General features: G+C 61.8%; 15 protein-coding genes. 4 read left to right on the top strand and 11 right to left on the bottom strand.

Annotation, left to right across the window (positions count from 1 at the left end):
* Positions 1-23: 23 nt before the first annotated feature.
* Positions 24-1,055, bottom strand: coding sequence for a hypothetical protein (locus tag LDN82_RS14845; protein WP_224164765.1), 1,032 nt, complete (start codon positions 1,053-1,055; stop codon positions 24-26).
* Between the two features lie 4 nt (positions 1,056-1,059).
* Positions 1,060-1,449, bottom strand: a complete 390-nt coding sequence (locus tag LDN82_RS14850; RefSeq protein WP_224088095.1) for a chorismate mutase — start codon at positions 1,447-1,449, stop codon at positions 1,060-1,062.
* Between the two features lie 128 nt (positions 1,450-1,577).
* Between LDN82_RS14850 and LDN82_RS14855 the strand changes: the two genes are divergently transcribed.
* Positions 1,578-2,234 (top strand): NAD(P)-binding domain-containing protein, encoded by a 657-nt coding sequence (locus tag LDN82_RS14855; protein WP_224164766.1) that lies wholly within the window; start codon positions 1,578-1,580, stop codon positions 2,232-2,234.
* 86 nt (positions 2,235-2,320) lie between these two features.
* Here LDN82_RS14855 and LDN82_RS14860 read toward each other — a convergent pair whose 3' ends face one another.
* From LDN82_RS14860 to LDN82_RS14875, 4 genes are all read right to left on the bottom strand, one after another.
* Positions 2,321-4,027, bottom strand: coding sequence for an ABC transporter ATP-binding protein (locus LDN82_RS14860; protein ID WP_224164767.1), 1,707 nt, complete (start codon positions 4,025-4,027; stop codon positions 2,321-2,323).
* Positions 4,024-5,016: an ABC transporter permease gene (locus tag LDN82_RS14865; protein ID WP_224164768.1), complete on the bottom strand. Its 993-nt coding sequence runs from the start codon at positions 5,014-5,016 to the stop codon at positions 4,024-4,026. The genes LDN82_RS14860 and LDN82_RS14865 overlap by 4 nt, the downstream gene beginning before the upstream one ends.
* 2 nt (positions 5,017-5,018) lie before the next feature.
* On the bottom strand, positions 5,019-6,110 hold the full coding sequence (locus LDN82_RS14870; RefSeq protein WP_224164769.1) for an ABC transporter permease: 1,092 nt from the start codon (positions 6,108-6,110) through the stop codon (positions 5,019-5,021).
* A gap of 127 nt (positions 6,111-6,237) precedes the next feature.
* On the bottom strand, positions 6,238-7,866 hold the full coding sequence (locus LDN82_RS14875) for an ABC transporter substrate-binding protein (protein WP_224088104.1): 1,629 nt from the start codon (positions 7,864-7,866) through the stop codon (positions 6,238-6,240).
* A gap of 319 nt (positions 7,867-8,185) precedes the next feature.
* Here LDN82_RS14875 and LDN82_RS14880 point away from each other — a divergent pair, with 319 nt between their 5' ends.
* Positions 8,186-9,013 (top strand): caspase family protein, encoded by an 828-nt coding sequence (locus tag LDN82_RS14880; RefSeq protein WP_224164770.1) that lies wholly within the window; start codon positions 8,186-8,188, stop codon positions 9,011-9,013.
* A 28-nt stretch (positions 9,014-9,041) separates the two neighbouring features.
* On the opposite strand, the gene LDN82_RS14885 is transcribed toward LDN82_RS14880, so the two are convergent.
* Positions 9,042-10,667: a hypothetical protein gene (locus LDN82_RS14885; RefSeq protein ID WP_224164771.1), complete on the bottom strand. Its 1,626-nt coding sequence runs from the start codon at positions 10,665-10,667 to the stop codon at positions 9,042-9,044.
* Positions 10,668-10,770: 103 nt separating this feature from the next.
* Positions 10,771-11,892 carry a tRNA 2-thiouridine(34) synthase MnmA gene (gene mnmA / locus LDN82_RS14890; RefSeq protein ID WP_263422309.1) on the bottom strand — a complete coding sequence of 374 codons (1,122 nt, stop codon included), beginning with the start codon at positions 11,890-11,892 and terminating at the stop codon, positions 10,771-10,773.
* 195 nt (positions 11,893-12,087) lie between these two features.
* Between mnmA and LDN82_RS14895 the strand changes: the two genes are divergently transcribed.
* Positions 12,088-13,341, top strand: a complete 1,254-nt coding sequence (locus tag LDN82_RS14895; protein ID WP_224164772.1) for an FAD-dependent oxidoreductase — start codon at positions 12,088-12,090, stop codon at positions 13,339-13,341.
* Between the two features lie 40 nt (positions 13,342-13,381).
* Here the strand turns inward: LDN82_RS14895 and LDN82_RS14900 are convergent, their stop codons facing one another.
* Entirely contained in the window at positions 13,382-14,611 is a 1,230-nt protein-coding gene (locus tag LDN82_RS14900; protein ID WP_224164773.1) for a cysteine desulfurase family protein, read from the bottom strand.
* A gap of 57 nt (positions 14,612-14,668) precedes the next feature.
* Complete coding sequence (locus LDN82_RS14905) at positions 14,669-15,352, bottom strand: helix-turn-helix domain-containing protein (protein WP_224164774.1); 684 nt, start codon at positions 15,350-15,352, stop codon at positions 14,669-14,671.
* A 91-nt stretch (positions 15,353-15,443) separates the two neighbouring features.
* Here LDN82_RS14905 and LDN82_RS14910 point away from each other — a divergent pair, with 91 nt between their 5' ends.
* On the top strand, positions 15,444-15,863 hold the full coding sequence (locus LDN82_RS14910; RefSeq protein ID WP_224088118.1) for a hypothetical protein: 420 nt from the start codon (positions 15,444-15,446) through the stop codon (positions 15,861-15,863).
* 3 nt (positions 15,864-15,866) lie between these two features.
* On the opposite strand, the gene LDN82_RS14915 is transcribed toward LDN82_RS14910, so the two are convergent.
* Entirely contained in the window at positions 15,867-16,547 is a 681-nt protein-coding gene (locus tag LDN82_RS14915; protein ID WP_224164776.1) for a hypothetical protein, read from the bottom strand.
* Positions 16,548-16,692 lie beyond the last annotated feature (145 nt).

Consider the following 16,692-nt stretch of genomic DNA (forward strand, 5'->3'; position numbering starts at 1 on the left):
AATCAACCCTGGGACAGGCCGGGTCAACCCTGTGACAGCTGGTCCAGGCCGTCGGCCACCTGTGTGAGTCGGGCAAGCACTTCCTTGGCTGTGGCGGGCTTCACGTGGGCGAGTCCCGTAGCCGGCGTCAGTCGCAGTGCCGGCAAGGCCGACGCCGGGAGACCCAGCTGGCTCCAAGGCCGCCAAATGCTTTCCACGATCTCGGCCGTCCGCGGAAGCCTGGCATCAGTGTCTGATGTGGGCATCGCACCGGCCCACACACGCTTGCCGGCTTCCACTGCTGCGGCAAGGTGCTCCCATTGGCGGGTTGTCAATGCCTTCAGCGGCACAGCAACACCATCGGCGCCCGCATCGAGTATGCGATCGATCGGGGCCTCTATCTCCGGTACGGCCACCACAATTTCGACGGCGCCCGCAGCCCTGAGCGCATCGATCACCAACCGCCACGCTCCCGCAACCTCCTCGCCGGGGATGGACCGCAGCGTGCGGTAACCACTCGCCGTCGGGATCGTGCCGCCCATCACTGCGGCAATGTCCGGCTCGTCCAGCTGGACCACAATGCCCGCTCCAGGGACCGCTTCCGAGATCCGCTGGAGGTGTTCTGCGACTCCGGCTGCCAGTGACTCTGCAATGTCACGGCGCGCTCCAAAATCGAGGAGGGCCCGCTCTCCGTTGTGCAGGTACAAACCGGCTGCGAGGCTCAGGGGACCCATCAACTGGACCTTGATCCCGCTGGCTGAAACCTCTTCTGTTCCAGCGACGTCAGCCAGGATGTTGATGTCAGTGGCAAGCGCGGACCGTCCCCGCTGCGCGTCTTTTCCCGGCCGGTCCACGAGTCTCCAACCATGTGGTTGAACGTCCACGGCCAAGTCCACCAGCAACGATGCTGTCCTGCCTACGGCATCGGATCCGACACCACGGTCCGGCAGTTCAGGCAGGAACGGAAGGTGGGGGTCCCCCAATTCCCCCCGGATGATCCGCAGGGATTCCGCAGGGTCGATCCCTGGCCATGGGCCAAGAGCCGTCGCGCTGACCCGTTGTACTTCTCCTGACATATGTTCAGGCCTGCTGGCTGGAGATCTGGTGATCCTCTGCGATGGCTTCATGATGGCGGATCACTTCACTGATGATGAAATTCAGGAACTTCTCGGCAAATGCGGGGTCAAGATGTGCGTCCTCGGCCAGACGGCGAAGCCGGGCGATCTGGGCTGCTTCGCGTCCGGGGTCGCCCGCGGGAAGCTTGTGCGTGGCCTTGAGAATCCCTACTTTCTGGGTGGCCTTGAAGCGTTCCGCGAGCAGGAAAACGAGTGTGGCATCAATGTTGTCAATGCTGGACCGGATGGAGAGCAGCTCATCCATGACGCCGCGATCCACCTGGCCCGCGAGGGAACTCGCTGACGGGTTGAAGGAATCGTGGTCTTCGGGGAGGGCACTGTTCTGCTCGGTCATGGTCCCCAGTCTATGGGGTGCGGCGGTAGCGTTGCCGGTGTTACCTGACTGCGTCCCGCCAGCGGTGTTCCCATCGCGGGAATCGGTGCAGAATGGCAGCATCACTGCACTCGACCAAGGGAGATTCCATGAAAATCGCTGTCCTGGGAACTGGAATGGTGGGGCACGCCCTCGCTGGCAAGCTGGTGTCCTTGGGCCACGAGGTCATCATGGGTTCCCGTGAATCCGGAAATCCCAAGGGCGAGGAGTGGGCCCGGCAAGCTGGTCCGCGCGCCCGTGCGGGCTCTTTCGCGGAAGCGTGCGCACAGTCCGAGCTGATCGTGAATGCAACACCCGGTACTGTGAGCCTGGCCGTCCTCGCTGAAGCCGGCGACACCACCCTGAACGGCAAAATCCTCCTGGACGTGGCCAACGCCCTGGATGGATCCAAGGGCTTTCCGCCATCGCTCTCAGTGTGCAACACCGACAGCATCGCCGAGACCATTCAACGGACCTACCCCGGGGTGCGGGTAGTGAAGTCGCTGAACACGGTCAGCGCCCCGGTAATGGTGGATCCAGGGCGGCTTCCGGGTCCACATGACATGTTCATGGCGGGAAACGACGCGGATGCCAAGTCCACAGTGTCAGGCCTGCTGCAGGAGTTTGGTTGGGCGCCCGAGCACATCAGGGACCTCGGTGGACTCGACGCCGCCCGCGGAATGGAGATGTGGCTGCCTTTGTGGCTAAGGATCTTCATGCAGCAGCCGAAGGGAAAGATGTTCAACATCGCCATCGTGTCCGAGTAGCGCACCAAGGCCCAGAACGAATGAAGGCCCGCCACAGTGAATTGCTCACTGTGGCGGGCCTTCGTTGCGTTCAGCCTGCGTGCGGGTTAGCCGCCCAACAGCGCGCGGTGCGCTTCCCGGCGTCGTGCTTGTTCATCAGGGTCCGGAACCGGCAAGGAGGCGATCAGCCGCTTGGTGTAGTCGTGCTGGGGCGAGCCCATCACATGGTTGCCGATGCCCTGCTCCACCAACTGTCCCTTGTACAGCACGCCAACCCAGTGCGACAACATGTCCACGACTGCGAGGTCATGGCTGATGAACAGGGCCGCGAAGCCGAACTGCTCCTGGATGTCCTTGAACAGGTCCAGAACCTTGGCCTGCACTGAGACGTCCAGGGCCGAGGTTGGTTCGTCGGCAATCAACAGGCGTGGGTTGAGCGCCAACGACCTCGCCAGAGAGGCGCGCTGCCGCTGTCCACCGGACAGCTCGTGTGGGTAGCGTTGCGCGTACGACGCCGGCAACTGGACTGACTCGAGCAGCTCACCTACCTTTTTCCGCGCCTCAGCCGCGCTCGGCTTGGTGTGGATAATCAACGGCTCAGCGACGCACTCACCGATGGTGAGGTGGGGGTTGAACGAGGCCGCCGGGTCCTGGAAAACGAAGCCGATCTCCTTCCGCAGCGGACGGAAGGTCCGCTCCTTGAAGTCCAGCATTTCGTAGCCGAGGACCTTCAGGCTGCCGCCGGTTGTCCTTGTCAGCCCTGCGATCGCCCGCCCGATGGTGGATTTGCCTGAGCCGGACTCCCCCACCAAACCGAAGACCTCATTCTCGGAGACCGTAAAGCTGACGTTGTCCACAGCTTTGAAGCCATGGCGCCCAAAGCGCCCTGGGTACTCGATGGTGAGGTTCTTCGCCTCAACGAGGACCTTGCCATCCTGATGCAACCGGCCACGGGCGCCTTCCGAGGCTGAGTTGCGGCCAAGGTGCGGGACCGCCGCGAGGAGCTTTTTTGTGTAGTCCTGCTTTGGTTCCGCGAACAACACCCTTGAGGGCGCTTCTTCCACCACATCGCCCTGGTACATGACCACCACGCGGTCGGCGAGGTCGGCCACGACCCCCATGTTGTGGGTAATCAACACGATGGATGTGCCGTAGTTGTCCCGCAAGTCACGGAGCAGTTGCAGGATTTCCGCCTGTACTGTGACGTCAAGGGCTGTCGTTGGTTCATCGGCCACAATCAGACCAGGGTTCAGTGCCAATGCGGCGGCAATCACCACGCGCTGCTTTTGCCCGCCGGAAAACTGGTGTGGGTAGTAGTTGACCCGGGTTTCAGGGTCCGGAATTCCCACCTTTCGGAGAGCCTCCGTGGCCCGTTCCTTCGCTTCCTTGGACGATACGCGGTGGCCATCCTTGGCGTGGGCGCGGATCCCCTCGGCAATCTGCCATCCAACAGTGAACACGGGATTCAATGCTGTGGAGGGCTCCTGGAAAACCATGGCGACGTCGCGTCCACGGATCTTTCGAAGCGCGGATTTGCTGACACTGATCACGTTGTTGCCGTTGATCACCACAGCACCGGAGCTGATGGCTGTTTCAGGCAGCAAGCCCAGAATGGTCTTGGCTGCAACTGTCTTGCCGGAACCCGACTCCCCCACGATCGCCACGACTTCACCAGGCTTAACGTCCAGGCTGACGTCCTTCACCGCATGGACGTCTCCGCTATCGGTGGCAAAAGTTACCTTCAGCCGGTCAATGGTGAGGACGGGTTCACTGGCGGCCCCGGCGTCGGAAATGTTTCCGAGATTGGTGGTCATGGCTTACCTGCCTCTGTAGCTGTCGGGGTTGCAGGGGTTTTCGTGGTGCCTGCGCGCTTTCGGCCACGGATCCGGGGATCGTTGAGGTCGTTGATGCTTTCGCCAACCAGCGTCAGGCCCAGGACGGTCAGCACGATGGCGATGCCAGGGAAAACACCGGTCCACCAGATACCGGAGGAGGTATCGGCCAGTGCCTTGTTCAGGTCAAAGCCCCACTCTGCAGCCGATGTTGGCTCGATGCCGAAGCCCAGGAAGCCAAGGCCTGCGAGCGTAAGGATCGCTTCGGAGGCATTGAGCGTGAACATCAGGGGCAGGGTGCGCGTTGCGTTCTTGAAGATGTGCCGTCCGATGATACGCAGGCTGGATGCACCCAGTACCTTGGCCGACTCGACGAAAGGCTCGGCCTTGAGCCGGATGGTTTCGGCGCGGATGACCCGGAAATACTGGGGCACGAACACCACTGTGATGGAGAACGCACAGGAGAAAATACCGCCCCAGAAACTGGACTGGCCACGGCTGATGACGATCGAGATGACGATTGCCAAAAGCAGGGTGGGGAAGGCATAGATGGCGTCCGCCACTACTACAAGGATCCTGTCCAACCAGCCGCCGAAGTAGCCGCTGAGCAGGCCCAGGGCGACGCCAAGGAAAAGTGACATTGCCACGGACACGACGATGACGGTCACGGCCGTCTGGGATCCCCATAGGACGCGGGACAGGACGTCATAGCCGCCCACAGTGGTGCCAAGCAGGTGTTTGGCACCCGGTGCCTGTTGGGTGGGGAAGGAACCGGACGCATCGCTGAGTTGGGAGTAGCCGTAAGGGGCCAGAAGCGGTGCGAGAATGCTTGTCAGCAGGAACAACCCGCTGAGGACAACGCCCACTATCAGCATGCCCCGTTGGAGGCCAACGCTTTTCCTGAGGTGGGAAACCACTGGAAGCCGGGAGAAGAGGGGCTGCCTGGGAGCAGTCAGTGAAGGAGTGCTCATGGTCAGTACCTCACTCGGGGATCGATGAGCGCGGCAATGATGTCCACGATGAAGTTGGTCACGGCGACGATGATGGCCAACAACACCACAATGCCTTGGACAGCCACAAAGTCGCGGGCATTCAGGTACTGGACCAGCTGGTAGCCGAGTCCTTTCCATTCGAACGTTGTCTCGGTCAGGATGGCGCCGCCGAGCATGAGCGCAATTTGCAGGCCCATGACAGTGATGATGGGGATCAGTGCAGGCTTGTAAGCGTGTTTGGTAACCAGCCGGAACTCGCTAACGCCACGGGACCGGCCAGCCTCAATGTAGTCCTTTCCCAGCGTGCCAATGACGTTTGTCCGCACCAGCCGCAGGAAGACCCCTGCAGTCAGCAAACCCAGGGCCACGGCCGGCAGGACAGCGTGGGCTGCAACGTCTCCAAGAGCCGCAAAGTTGCCGCTGCGGAGCGCGTCCAGCCAGTAGATGCCTGATGGAGCTCCGAGGCTGCTCATGGTCAGTTCCGTACGGGTGGAGGCACGTCCTGCTACGGGGAACCATCCGAGCCACACCGAAAAGGTCAGTTTGAGAAGCAGGCCCGAAAAAAACACCGGAGTGGCATAGCAGAGAATCGCGAAGAACCGCAGGACTGCGTCGGAGGTCTTGTCGCGGTGTTGGGCTGCGATGAGTCCGAACGGGATACCAACTGCGAGCGCCACGATCAATGCGTTGATCGACAGCTCAAGTGTTGCGGCACCGAAGGTGGTGAGTACCTCCACGACGGGACGACGATCAGTGATCGTTGTGCCGAAATTGCCTGTGATGAGTTGGCCGAGGTATTCGAAGTACTGGATCAAAACCGGGCGGTCGTAGCCGGCATCATGGATTCGCTGTGCCAGTACATCCGGCGGGAGGCGTCCGCCCTGGGCAGCCGTGATGGGATCTCCAATGACCCGCATCAGGAAGAAGACCAACGTCACCAGAATGAAGACGGTGGGGATGATCAGGAAGAACCGGATCACGATGTATTTTCCTAGGCCTCCCCCGGCCTTGGACTTGCTTTTTGGAGCTACTATTCCGGGCTCGGCCTCGGGTACCTCTATAAGTGTTGTCATTGTTACCTGTATTTCCTGCCCGCGGATTGCGCGGGATTGGCTCGTGCATGCCGGCCACGAAAGTGGTCAGCAAAGGAGGCGGGACACCGGATCAGCGTCCCGCCTCCTTCCCACCACAGAGGCGTGGTTACTTGGAAATCGTTCCGAGGCGGAACTTGAAGGATGCGTCCAGCGTCTTCTCGACGCCGTTCACGCCGCTTCCGGCCACCGCAACCTGGGCGCCCTGCAGCAGGGGAAGGGTTGAGATGTCCTTGGCGAGTGCGTTCTGGACATCTTTGATGTCCGCCTCACGCTTGGTCTTGTCAGCCTCGGTCAGCTGCTTGGCGATCAAGTCGTTCACAGTGGGGTTGTTGTAGTGGTTCTTCAGGAAGCCGCCGTCCGGGAAGAACGGGGTCAGGTAGTTATCGGCGTCGCTGAAGTCGGGGAACCACCCAAACTGGAACACAGGGTACTCGTCAGCGCGGCTCGCCTTGCTGTAGGTAACCCATTCAGTGGACTGCAGGTTGACCTTGAAGAGTCCGGACTTCTCCAGTTGTTCCTTGATCATGGCGTACTCGTCACCGGAGGAGCCGCCGTAGTGGTCCGGGTTGTATTGCAGGTTCAACGCAACGGGCTCCGTGATTCCGGCGTCCGCCAGGACCTTCTTGGCCTTGTCCAGGCTCGGCTTTCCGTTGTCTCCATAGGCGTCCTTGAATGACTCGTTGGCGCCAAGGAATCCGCTGGGCACGTTGGAGTACAGCGGGAGGTAGGTGCCCTTGTAGACCTGGTCGGCGATGGCCTGCCGGTCCACGAGGTTGGCTACGGCTTGCCGGACGGCGAGCGCCTTGGCGGGATCAGCGCCGGCTGCCTTGGTGCCGAACGGCATGGTGTCGAAGTTGAAGGTGATGTAGCGGATCTCGCCGCCCGGTCCCGTCAACACCTTGACCTTGGAGTCTTTCCGAAGGTCATCAACGTCCGTGGCACTGAGGCTGCGGAAGGCGACGTCGATGTTGCCCTGCTGGATGTCCAGCTTGAGGTTGGTGGGGCTGGCGTAGTACTTGATGGTGGCTTCGTCGTTTGCCGGCTTGCCAAGGACACCTTTGTAGTCGCCGAAGGCCTTGAAGCTGACAAGTTCGTTCTTCTTGTAGCTATCGATCGTGTATTGGCCGTAGAAGGCCTTGGCCTTGATGATCTCGTCGTCAGGAAGGATCTTGTCCGCGGGGAAAACTTCGTCGTCGACAATGGGCGCCGCAGGACTGCTGAGGATCTGGCTGAATGTCTGGTCGTTTGCCTTCTTCAGCTTGAAAACCACCGTGGTGGCGTCAGGAGTGCCCACACTCTCGATGTTGGTCAGCAGGGACGCCGGGCCGGCGGGGTCGTTGATGGCGACCTGCCGGTCAAAGGAGAACTTGACGTCTTTGGAATCCAAGGTGTGTCCATTGGCCCATTTCAGACCGGACTTGAGCTTGACGGTGTATTCGGTCGGTGCCGTGAATGAGGACGACTCCGCAAGGTCCGGGACCGGTTCTGCACCCCCAGGCTTGGAGTTCAACAGGAACGAGTAAATCTGGTTCATCACCATGAACGAACCATTGTCATAGGATCCTGCCGGGTCCAATGCGGTGACTTTGTCTGTGGTGCCGTAGGCGATCGGGCCGGCGGCAGCCGGGGCGGACGAGGAACCGCCGCCGGAGGGGCCCGTGCATGCAGTCAAAGCGAGGGCGGAAACGCCCGCCAGCGCGATAACGCCATGCAGGGCCTTCTTCTTCAGTGCCATCTGTGAACCTTCTGTTCGATGGATTAGGCGCACCGCCGTGGGATATTTGTGACGGAGCGCACTCTTGATTCCACGATTCAATCAGACTTCGGCGCCCCGGGGACCTTGATTTGGTGATTCGAGACACAATATTTACCTACGAGTAGGTTTGCCCGGGGACGCCAAAGCATTGCCCCCGGAGGGTCGCAGGAATATCTTTATTCCGAGTTGACAAGCGCTGATCACGGGCAGGCGGAACGCGGCCGTGGACAGCATCCAGGCGGCGGTTCAGGGGGCCGCCGAGGTAATGGGTGCAAGGACCAGTCCTAAGGACAGGAACATGAGCAAGGCAGCCCTCTGCGTGGGGATCAACAAGTTCAAGTATTTACCCGAATCGAGCTGGCTTCACGGTTGCGTTAATGACGCTGAAGACCTGGCCGCCCTCCTTGAGGCGCAGTATGGATTCGCGTCCTCCAGCATCAAGGTCTTGAGGGATGCCAAGGCCAACAAAAAGTCCGTAATGGCCGAACTCAACAAGCTGGTCGATAGCGCGGTGGACGGAAAATCCAACCACATCGTCTTCACCTTCTCCAGCCATGGCACGCAGATACCCGATGTCAGCGGCGATGAAGCCGACCGGCTGGACGAGGCCTTCGCCTGCTATGACATCAACAACTCCGGCGACTCATGGGACCCGGACACAGTGATCACGGACGATGAGCTGGCGACGCTCTTCGCGCGGCTGCCGGACGGTGTCCTCATGGATGTTGTACTGGACACCTGCCACAGCGGTACTGGACTGAAGTCCCTGGACCTGTTGCCAGGCCGGCGTCCCCGCTTCCTGCCCGCTCCGACGCCCCGGGCCGTGATCGCGAACGAGTTCAGCGACACACGCACCCTGCGCGACCTGGTGAAATCAGTAAAAGGGGCCAAGCCCGTGCTGATGGCAGCCTGCCGATCGGACCAGACGGCTGCGGACGCCCTCATTGACGGACGCTACAACGGCGCCTTCACCTATCACTTCGTGAAGTCCCTCCAGGGCAATGGCACTGTAGTCCGGGCGGAAGTCCTGAAACTCGTGAGCAAGGGTCTCAAAGGCGGCGGTTTTGATCAAATCGCCCAATTGGAAGGCACGACGGCGGCACGCAAGGCTGCGTGGGGCAGCTAACCCTTGGCTGGCGCCCAAGGGGCATCAGCTATTCCCCCGTGCCGTGGAACTTGTTCCTGACCCCGGAAGATGCGGCTTCCTCGGCGTCGTGCTGTTGATCTGAACCAAACAGCATGCCCTGCCGCTCCCTGTCCATTACCGGTTTGAGGGCGGCGTATACCAGGCGGCCACCGGCGTCGAACCTGAGGACTCCTCCACCGCGGATATCCACGAATTCCCGCCGTGTCTTCAAGCCAAGGCGGACGTAGGCCTCCTTACGGCTCATCCGCACCGTTTGAATGAATGATGCCCCGATTTCGGAGATGATGAAGCCGTCCGGTGACACGCGTTCGGACGTACGCACCCGCGTGGAGCTCAGTGGTGTGCGCCGCTCGAGGCGGGCCGCGTCCAGGAGCCTCGGGTTTTCCCACACGAAGCGTTGCACTTCCTGGGGGTCTGACCCCAGGGCCGACAGCCGGATGGGATAGCGAAGCCCCTGGTAGTTATCCACCCCGCTGATGTTGTTCAGCGACACCCGTCGGATCCCGATGGCCGAGAATTCCGCTTGGAGGGCATCGCGGTAGCCGTAGGTGTCTTCCGGGACCATGTCCAGGTCCGCGGCAATGATGCCACGTAGGAGGTCCCGCCAAGTGACGTCCACAGGTGGCATGTAGGAAAGGCCCCTAATCACCATTCGCAGAACCCTCATGGCCACGATGGAACCGGATTCGGCTTTCTGCTGCAGGCTTTGGTTGTCCCCAAAACGGGCATTTCTTTCCGACCACAACCGCTGGACTGCCCGGAGTACTGCCCCGACCACCACAGCCCCGCGGGCGTGCGGATCCAGCATGGTTTGCCACCCGTCAGGAACGGCGCCAACAAATGGTTCCCTCAGGGGACCACGGGCGAAAAGGTCCCTCGCAAAGTCAAAGAGGGACCTTATCAGGATCGCGTCGTCCACGACCTGGCCTGCTTCGAAGCCTTCCCCGGCAGCTTCAAGTTCCCGGAAGACCACCTCACGCGATGAAAACACCGACAGTATGGCCACCAGGTCTGCCAGTGCCTCATGCATGGCAAGTTGCTCCATGGTGGCCAGCTGGTCCGCCCATGCCGGCCGGAAGCCGTCAAGGATCGCATGGGTGACTTCGTGGGCAACGATGTCCCTGTAGAGGGCGGTGGGTACTTTGTAGCCCATGCGGTCCACCGATCCGAAGCGGATGGTGTTGGTACCGCGCTCATATCCGGTATCGACAGCTGTGACACGATCCCTTGCCTTCAGGACCACCCGCCCCTCCGGATTCCAGGGCATCCGCCGGCCGAGGGTGGATTCGAAGATATCCAGGGTGCTCATGGCCACGCCGTAGACGTGCTGGGCGAGGAAGCGGGTATCGTCCAGGAGTTCGCGAAGGTCCGTGGGTGGAGGTTCTGAAACGAGTTGCCAGGGGTCGCCTTGGCTGGTCAGGGTAACCGGCGACACATTGGTTCCGCGCCACTTGCGGATGTGGATCGCGTAGCGGTGTCCAGTGGGGCCACGCCGGAGCCGTTCGACGGGTATCCGCACTTGGGCTGTCAGCGGTGGCGCCCCGCCAAAACCTATCGGCCCCTCTGCAAGGACCGTTACGGAGACCATCTGCCCGGCTTTGATGTCTCCCGGGCTCTTCTTTGGAAATGCCACAGCCATCGCCATCTTCGAATGCGGACCCCAACACACCGCAGCGGTTGTGCTGCTTAGGCCAGTATGGGGGCCCTCAAACCCGGAGGCAATAATCCGGTAACGGCTAGAGCACTGCCCTCTGCAGGGAACGCGCGGCGTCGATGGTTGCCTGTCCCAGCACCCGGGTGCCCTGATAGAGAACAATGGTCTGGCCAGGCGCCACTCCCCGCAGCGGCTCGGTCAGGGTGACAACGAGTTCCGCCCGCTCGACACCCTCTTCATCGGCAACCGGCTCAACGTGTGCACGGGCCGGAACGGGGTCGCCATGCGCCCGCACCTGGGCGTGGCATTCGAATTCCGCACCGGTCTCAACCTCGGAGATGGGCAAACCGGCCCAGGACACCTTGATTCCGCGGATTTCATCGATGGCAAGGAGCGCTTCCGGCCCCACGACAACCTTGTTTTCCTTTGGCCGGATTTCCAGGACGAACCGGGGCTTGCCATCGGAGGCCGGCGTGCCCAGCTTCAGTCCCCGGCGCTGGCCGACGGTGAAGGCGTTGGCACCGGGGTGCTCGCCTACCTTCGTGCCGGTTTCGTCCACGATGTCGCCGGTTGTCATTTCGATTTTCTCGGCCAGCCAGCCACGCGTATCTCCATCGGAGATGAAGCAGATATCGTGGCTATCGGGTTTGTTTGCCACCGACAAACCCCGCCTTTCGGCCTCGGCCCTTACCTCGGCCTTGGAGGGAGTGTCCGCAAGCGGGAACATGGAGTGCTTAAGCTGCTCGTGCGTCAGGACGCCCAGGACATAGCTTTGGTCCTTGGCCCAGTCCGCCGCACGATGCAATTCGCGGTTGCCGTCGGCGTCTTCGATTACTTTGGCGTAGTGCCCGGTGCACACAGCGTCAAAGCCCAGGGCAATGGCCTTCTCCAGCAAGGCAGCAAACTTGATGCGCTCGTTGCAACGCATGCACGGATTCGGGGTGCGTCCGGCAGCATATTCGTCGATGAAGTCCTGGACGACATCTTCTTTGAAGCGTTCGGAGAAGTCCCACACGTAGTAGGGAATCCCCAGGACGTCACAGGCGCGCCACGCATCGCGGGAGTCTTCAATAGTGCAGCATCCCCGGCTTCCGGTGCGAAGGGTGCCGGGCATGCGAGACAACGCAAGGTGGACTCCGACGACGTCGTGTCCGGCCTCGACGGCGCGGGCGGCGGCCACGGCGGAGTCGACTCCGCCGCTCATTGCTGCAAGTACTCGCATGCTGGCTTTCCGTGATTCAGGGGGTTTTGGATGGTGATTCCGGCTGAGGCGAGCCGGCACGCCCAACTATTCTAGCGCCCGCACCAATGTGCGCGCTAAATCCCTTGACTGGGCATAGGACGAAATCTAAAGTCAAACTAAGTTGTTTTAGAAGAGCCAAGACAAAGGTGGGCTGAAATGACGCATGAACGAATGGTCATCGCCGGCGGCGGCCTGGCCGGTGCAACCGCAGCAAAAACCCTTCGCTCAGAAGGCTTTGCCGGACCAGTGACCCTCCTGGCATCCGAGGAGCGGATCCCTTACCTTCGGCCACCCCTTTCCAAGGAGTTCCTTCTGGGCAAGGACGACGAGGATAGCGTCCCGGTGGTGCCGGCTGGCTGGTACGAAGAAAACGACGTCGAACTGCTGTTGGGCAATCCCGCATCGGGCATCGACGCGGGAAGCCGCACCGTCACGCTAAAGGACGGCCGAAGCCTGGACTACGCCAAGTTGGTGATAGCCACCGGGGCGCAACCCCGGCAGATTCCGCTGCCCGGCACGGACCTGGAGGGAGTCATGACATTCAGGACGTTCGGGGACAGCCTGCGCCTGCAGTCCCTGCTCCGGGACGGCGGCAGGCGTGTGGTCATGGTCGGTTCCGGATGGATCGGCATGGAATTGGCCGCAGCTGCCCGCACTTACGGCAATGATGTGGTCTTGCTTGGCTTGGAGGAAATCCCCCTCAGTGCCGCCATCGGCCCCGAATTGGGCAACTACTTCCGGGCACTCCATGAACAGAACGGTGTCAGCTTCAGGCAGCCCGCCAGCGCTGCGGGCATCGAAGGGAAGGATGGCCGCGCAACCGCAGTGCGGACCGACACCGGTGAGGTCCTGCCCGCAGATATCGTCATCATTGCCGTGGGGGTCGTGCCCGACACATCATTGGCGGAAACAGCGGGGCTGACCCTGGACAACGGAATCCTGGTGGATTCCGCGCTTCGCACCAGCGCCCCGGACATCCTTGCAGCAGGTGACGTTGCCAACGCCCTGCATCCCTTCACCGGCGAACACCACCGCAGTGAGCATTGGGCGAATGCACTTAATGGCGGCAAGGTGGCTGCCAAGACGATGCTGGACCAAAATTCCGCTTTGGATGTTGTCCCGTATTTCTATACGGATCAGTTCACCCTCAGCATGGAGTACTCGGGTTTCCCCTCGCTGGCCACCGGAGTAGAGCCTGTGATTCGCGGCTCGCTCGATGACGGCAGTTTCATCGCGTTCTGGATGCGCGATGGCCGGAAGGAACAGGGCGAAGTGGTGGCCGGCATGAACGTGAACATGCGGCGCGTACAGAAGCCGATCAAGGCACTGATTTCAGGCCGGGTGCAGGTGAACGTTGCACATCTCACGAGTCCCGACGTTCCCCTTGAGGACCTTTTGCCCGGCGACTGACTTTCGCGACCCGGCTTTTGCTGGGGGCCTCATTGCCGGGCTAAGACGCCGGGGCTCCCCGCCGCGCTACCGTTGCCGCTGTCTGGATGTTTGATTCATGGCCGGCCATGCCTGCTTGACGGGCCCGGGCGCAAGCCTCGGGAAGCGCCTTGAGCAGGGCATCGACGTCGGCGTCCGTAGAGCTGTGCCCCAGCGTAAAGCGCTGGGCGCCACGGGCAGTGTCTTCGTCCAGGCCCATGGCCAGGAGGACGTGCGAGGGGCGGGGCACCCCGGCGGTGCAGGCCGAACCGGTAGATGATTCAACGCCGGCGAGGTCCAAAAGGAACAGGAGCGAATCTCCCTCGCAACCGGGAAAAGTAAAGTGGGCGTTGCCGGGCAGTCGGCCTTCCCCGGGCGCCCCACGAAGCACAGCGTCCGGAACGGCCTGCCGAACCCCGGCAATGAGACGGTCGCGCAGCTTGCTGATGCGCTCACCCTCGGCGGCAAGGTTATCGGTTACGGCCTCCGCAGCCGCCGCGAAGGCAGCAATGGCGGGCGTGTCCAGAGTCCCCGAGCGCACATCGCGCTCCTGCCCGCCGCCGTGCTGAACCGGAGTCAACTTGATGGACCGTCCGAGGAACAACGCGCCCACGCCAACGGGCCCGCCGAGCTTATGCCCCGAGACTGACATAGCAGCAAGCCCGGAAGCCCGGAAATCGACCGGAATGGAGCCGAAGGCCTGGACCGCATCCGAGTGCACCGGAATCCCGTATCGGCTGGCCAGCTCCACTATTTCTGCGACGGGCTGAATCGTGCCCACTTCGTTATTGGCCCACATCACCGTGACAAGCGCGACAGAGTCGGGGTCGCGCTGGAGTTCACGTTGCACGGCCTCAAGCTGCACTGCACCCTCTGCATCCACCGGCAACCACACGGCCTCGGCTCCCTCATGACGCTCAAGCCACTCCACAGTGTCCATGACCGCATGATGTTCGACGGCGGAACACAGGATGCGGGTCCGGCGGGGGTTTTCGTCATGGCGGGCCCAGAAAAGGCCCTTGACTGCCAGGTTGTCAGCCTCAGTCCCACCCGACGTGAAAATTACCTCGGACGGGTGGGCTCCAGCGGCCGCCGCCAACGATTCGCGCGCATCTTCCACCGCGCGCCTTGCCCGCCGCCCGGCTCCATGGAGGGAGGACGGGTTGCCGGTTCGCGCCAGCTCGCGCGTCATGACGGCAAGGGCTTGGGCCGACATGGGAGTGGTGGCGGCGTGGTCGAGGTATACAGGCACGTTGCAATTCTACCGGCGGCGTCATTTCATAGACCGCGAAAGCGTCAGGTCCTGAGGTCAGGTTTGGGGGTCCGGTTCCAGGCTGCCAATCCGCGCACAGCAATGACCAGGGCCGGAATCCGGAAGGACGCTCTCACCACTGAGGCCGGATGCGGTGGCGGCGCCCTTGAGGAACGCGCCATTCATGGCGCAGACCACCTGCTCATGGTCCTGCGAAAGCCGATGGAACGGACAGTTAAGCAGTCGGTACCCTCCCGCTTCATCAGCCACTGGTTCGTAGCCGAGGTCCGCCAAAGCACCCAGGAAATCGCCGGGACTGCCCGCCTCCTGGCCCTTGCGGTCCGCAACATCCATCAACGCTTCCCGCACGGGCAGGTTCCCTTTCAGGGAACGCGTGATAGCTGTGGCCATCAAATCCCCGGCGAGATCGTACTGGCGCTCAGGGACGGAGGCAACAACCTCATCCATGGCTGGGCGGTAGAGCTTGGCAGGCCGGCCGGAACCGGGTCCGGCTTTGTCAGAGGACTTCCTGAACTCCACTTGCAGGACTCCATCCTTCACCAATCGATCCAAATGGAAGGAGGCCGTGCTTCGGGGAATACCGAGAACACGGGCCGCTTCGTCCCGCCCAACGGCGTCTGCAGCCCCGCGCACGTAGGCGAACAACACCCGGCGGTTGTCGTCGTCCAAGGAGGCGATCGCCGAAATCCTTTGGAGCCAAGAGTGGCGTGCAGTGGTCATACAGCCAGAATATCTCTAAAAACAAGATTCGTTGCTTAACCTTGGGATGAGATCTAAAATCAAGATATCTATTTTTAGAAAGGAATGCGTCATGGAAGCCGCAACGACTCATATGAGCAGGAAGTCCAGCCACGGCGAGCTCAGGGACCCTTCCCGGCAGGCCTTTATCCTCCTGAGGACGGTCTTCACGATTGCCCCGATCATTTTCGGGCTCGATAAATTCAGCAACCTCTTGACGGACTGGACTGTCTACCTCGCGCCCGCAGCCACCGCCGTCGTACCTGTTTCAGCCCAGACCTTCATGTACGGCGTGGGAGTCATCGAAATTATCGCCGGCATCGTCGTCGCCCTGCGACCGCGCTGGGGATCCCTTGTTGTCGCCGCTTGGCTGCTCGGCATCATCGTCAACCTGCTGGTGCTTGGCTCGTTCTTCGACGTCGCGCTGAGGGACTTCGGCCTGCTGGTGGGAGCACTCGCGCTGAACCGCCTGGCCACCGCGCTCAAGAAATAACACTCAGGCTGGTGGGACCACGGCCAACCCGGACTGGACCTCAGCCCTGGCCTCGGCCAGGGTCCCGCTATCCGGACAAGCAATCGATATGTAGATAGAGGAAGTCGGGCTGCTGAAAAGCCTGGCGAGAACCAAAGCCGCGGTGCCACCGGAAGACGGAGCTGATTCCAAGGCCAAAAATTCCACTCTATGTTCCGGCTTGCCGGAATCCTGGCCCCACCGCAATGAGGCCGGCGTTAGCTTGTCCACATCGGCCCCGGGATCCAGGTAGCGGAACAGTTCCTTCGTGGACGCGGCGTCATCCCCGGGAACCACCAACGGTCCCTGGTTAACGCTGACCCTGACCACCACCACGCACCCATCAGTCTTCGCGAACCGGGTTTCACCTTGCAGGCCGGAGTGCACAACGGACCACCCCGGCGCTTCTTCCAGTTGGCTGGATACCAATACCGGATCTCCGGGCGCCAAGGTTTCTCCCGCGGCCAAGGGCAGGTCCTTCGCGGCGAGAGCCTCAGCATCGTGTCCGGGCGTAATGGTTGGAGTGGACAGCGTCGAGGCTGAAGGTGAAGGCTTTGGTGCTGCGGGATCAGGCACGTTCACACTGCATCCCGCAAGCAGCAAAGCCGAAGCAGCCGCGGCACCCAAACCTGTCACGGCAGCCAACCCAGGCAGGGGGGCCACCATGCCCGGGACCTGTCGTCGTCCAACACCCCGTGCCATAGGCGGTCCTCTCTTTTGCCGACGAGCCACTTCTGCCGCCACCGAGTCTAACCTCCCGCCACAGCGGACCGTGGCCAGCGGACCAGCGCGAAATGCCTCGCCCCTCCCA

Origin of the sequence: Arthrobacter sp. StoSoilA2 (genome assembly GCF_019977195.1) — a bacterium.
GTDB lineage: Bacteria > Actinomycetota > Actinomycetes > Actinomycetales > Micrococcaceae > Arthrobacter.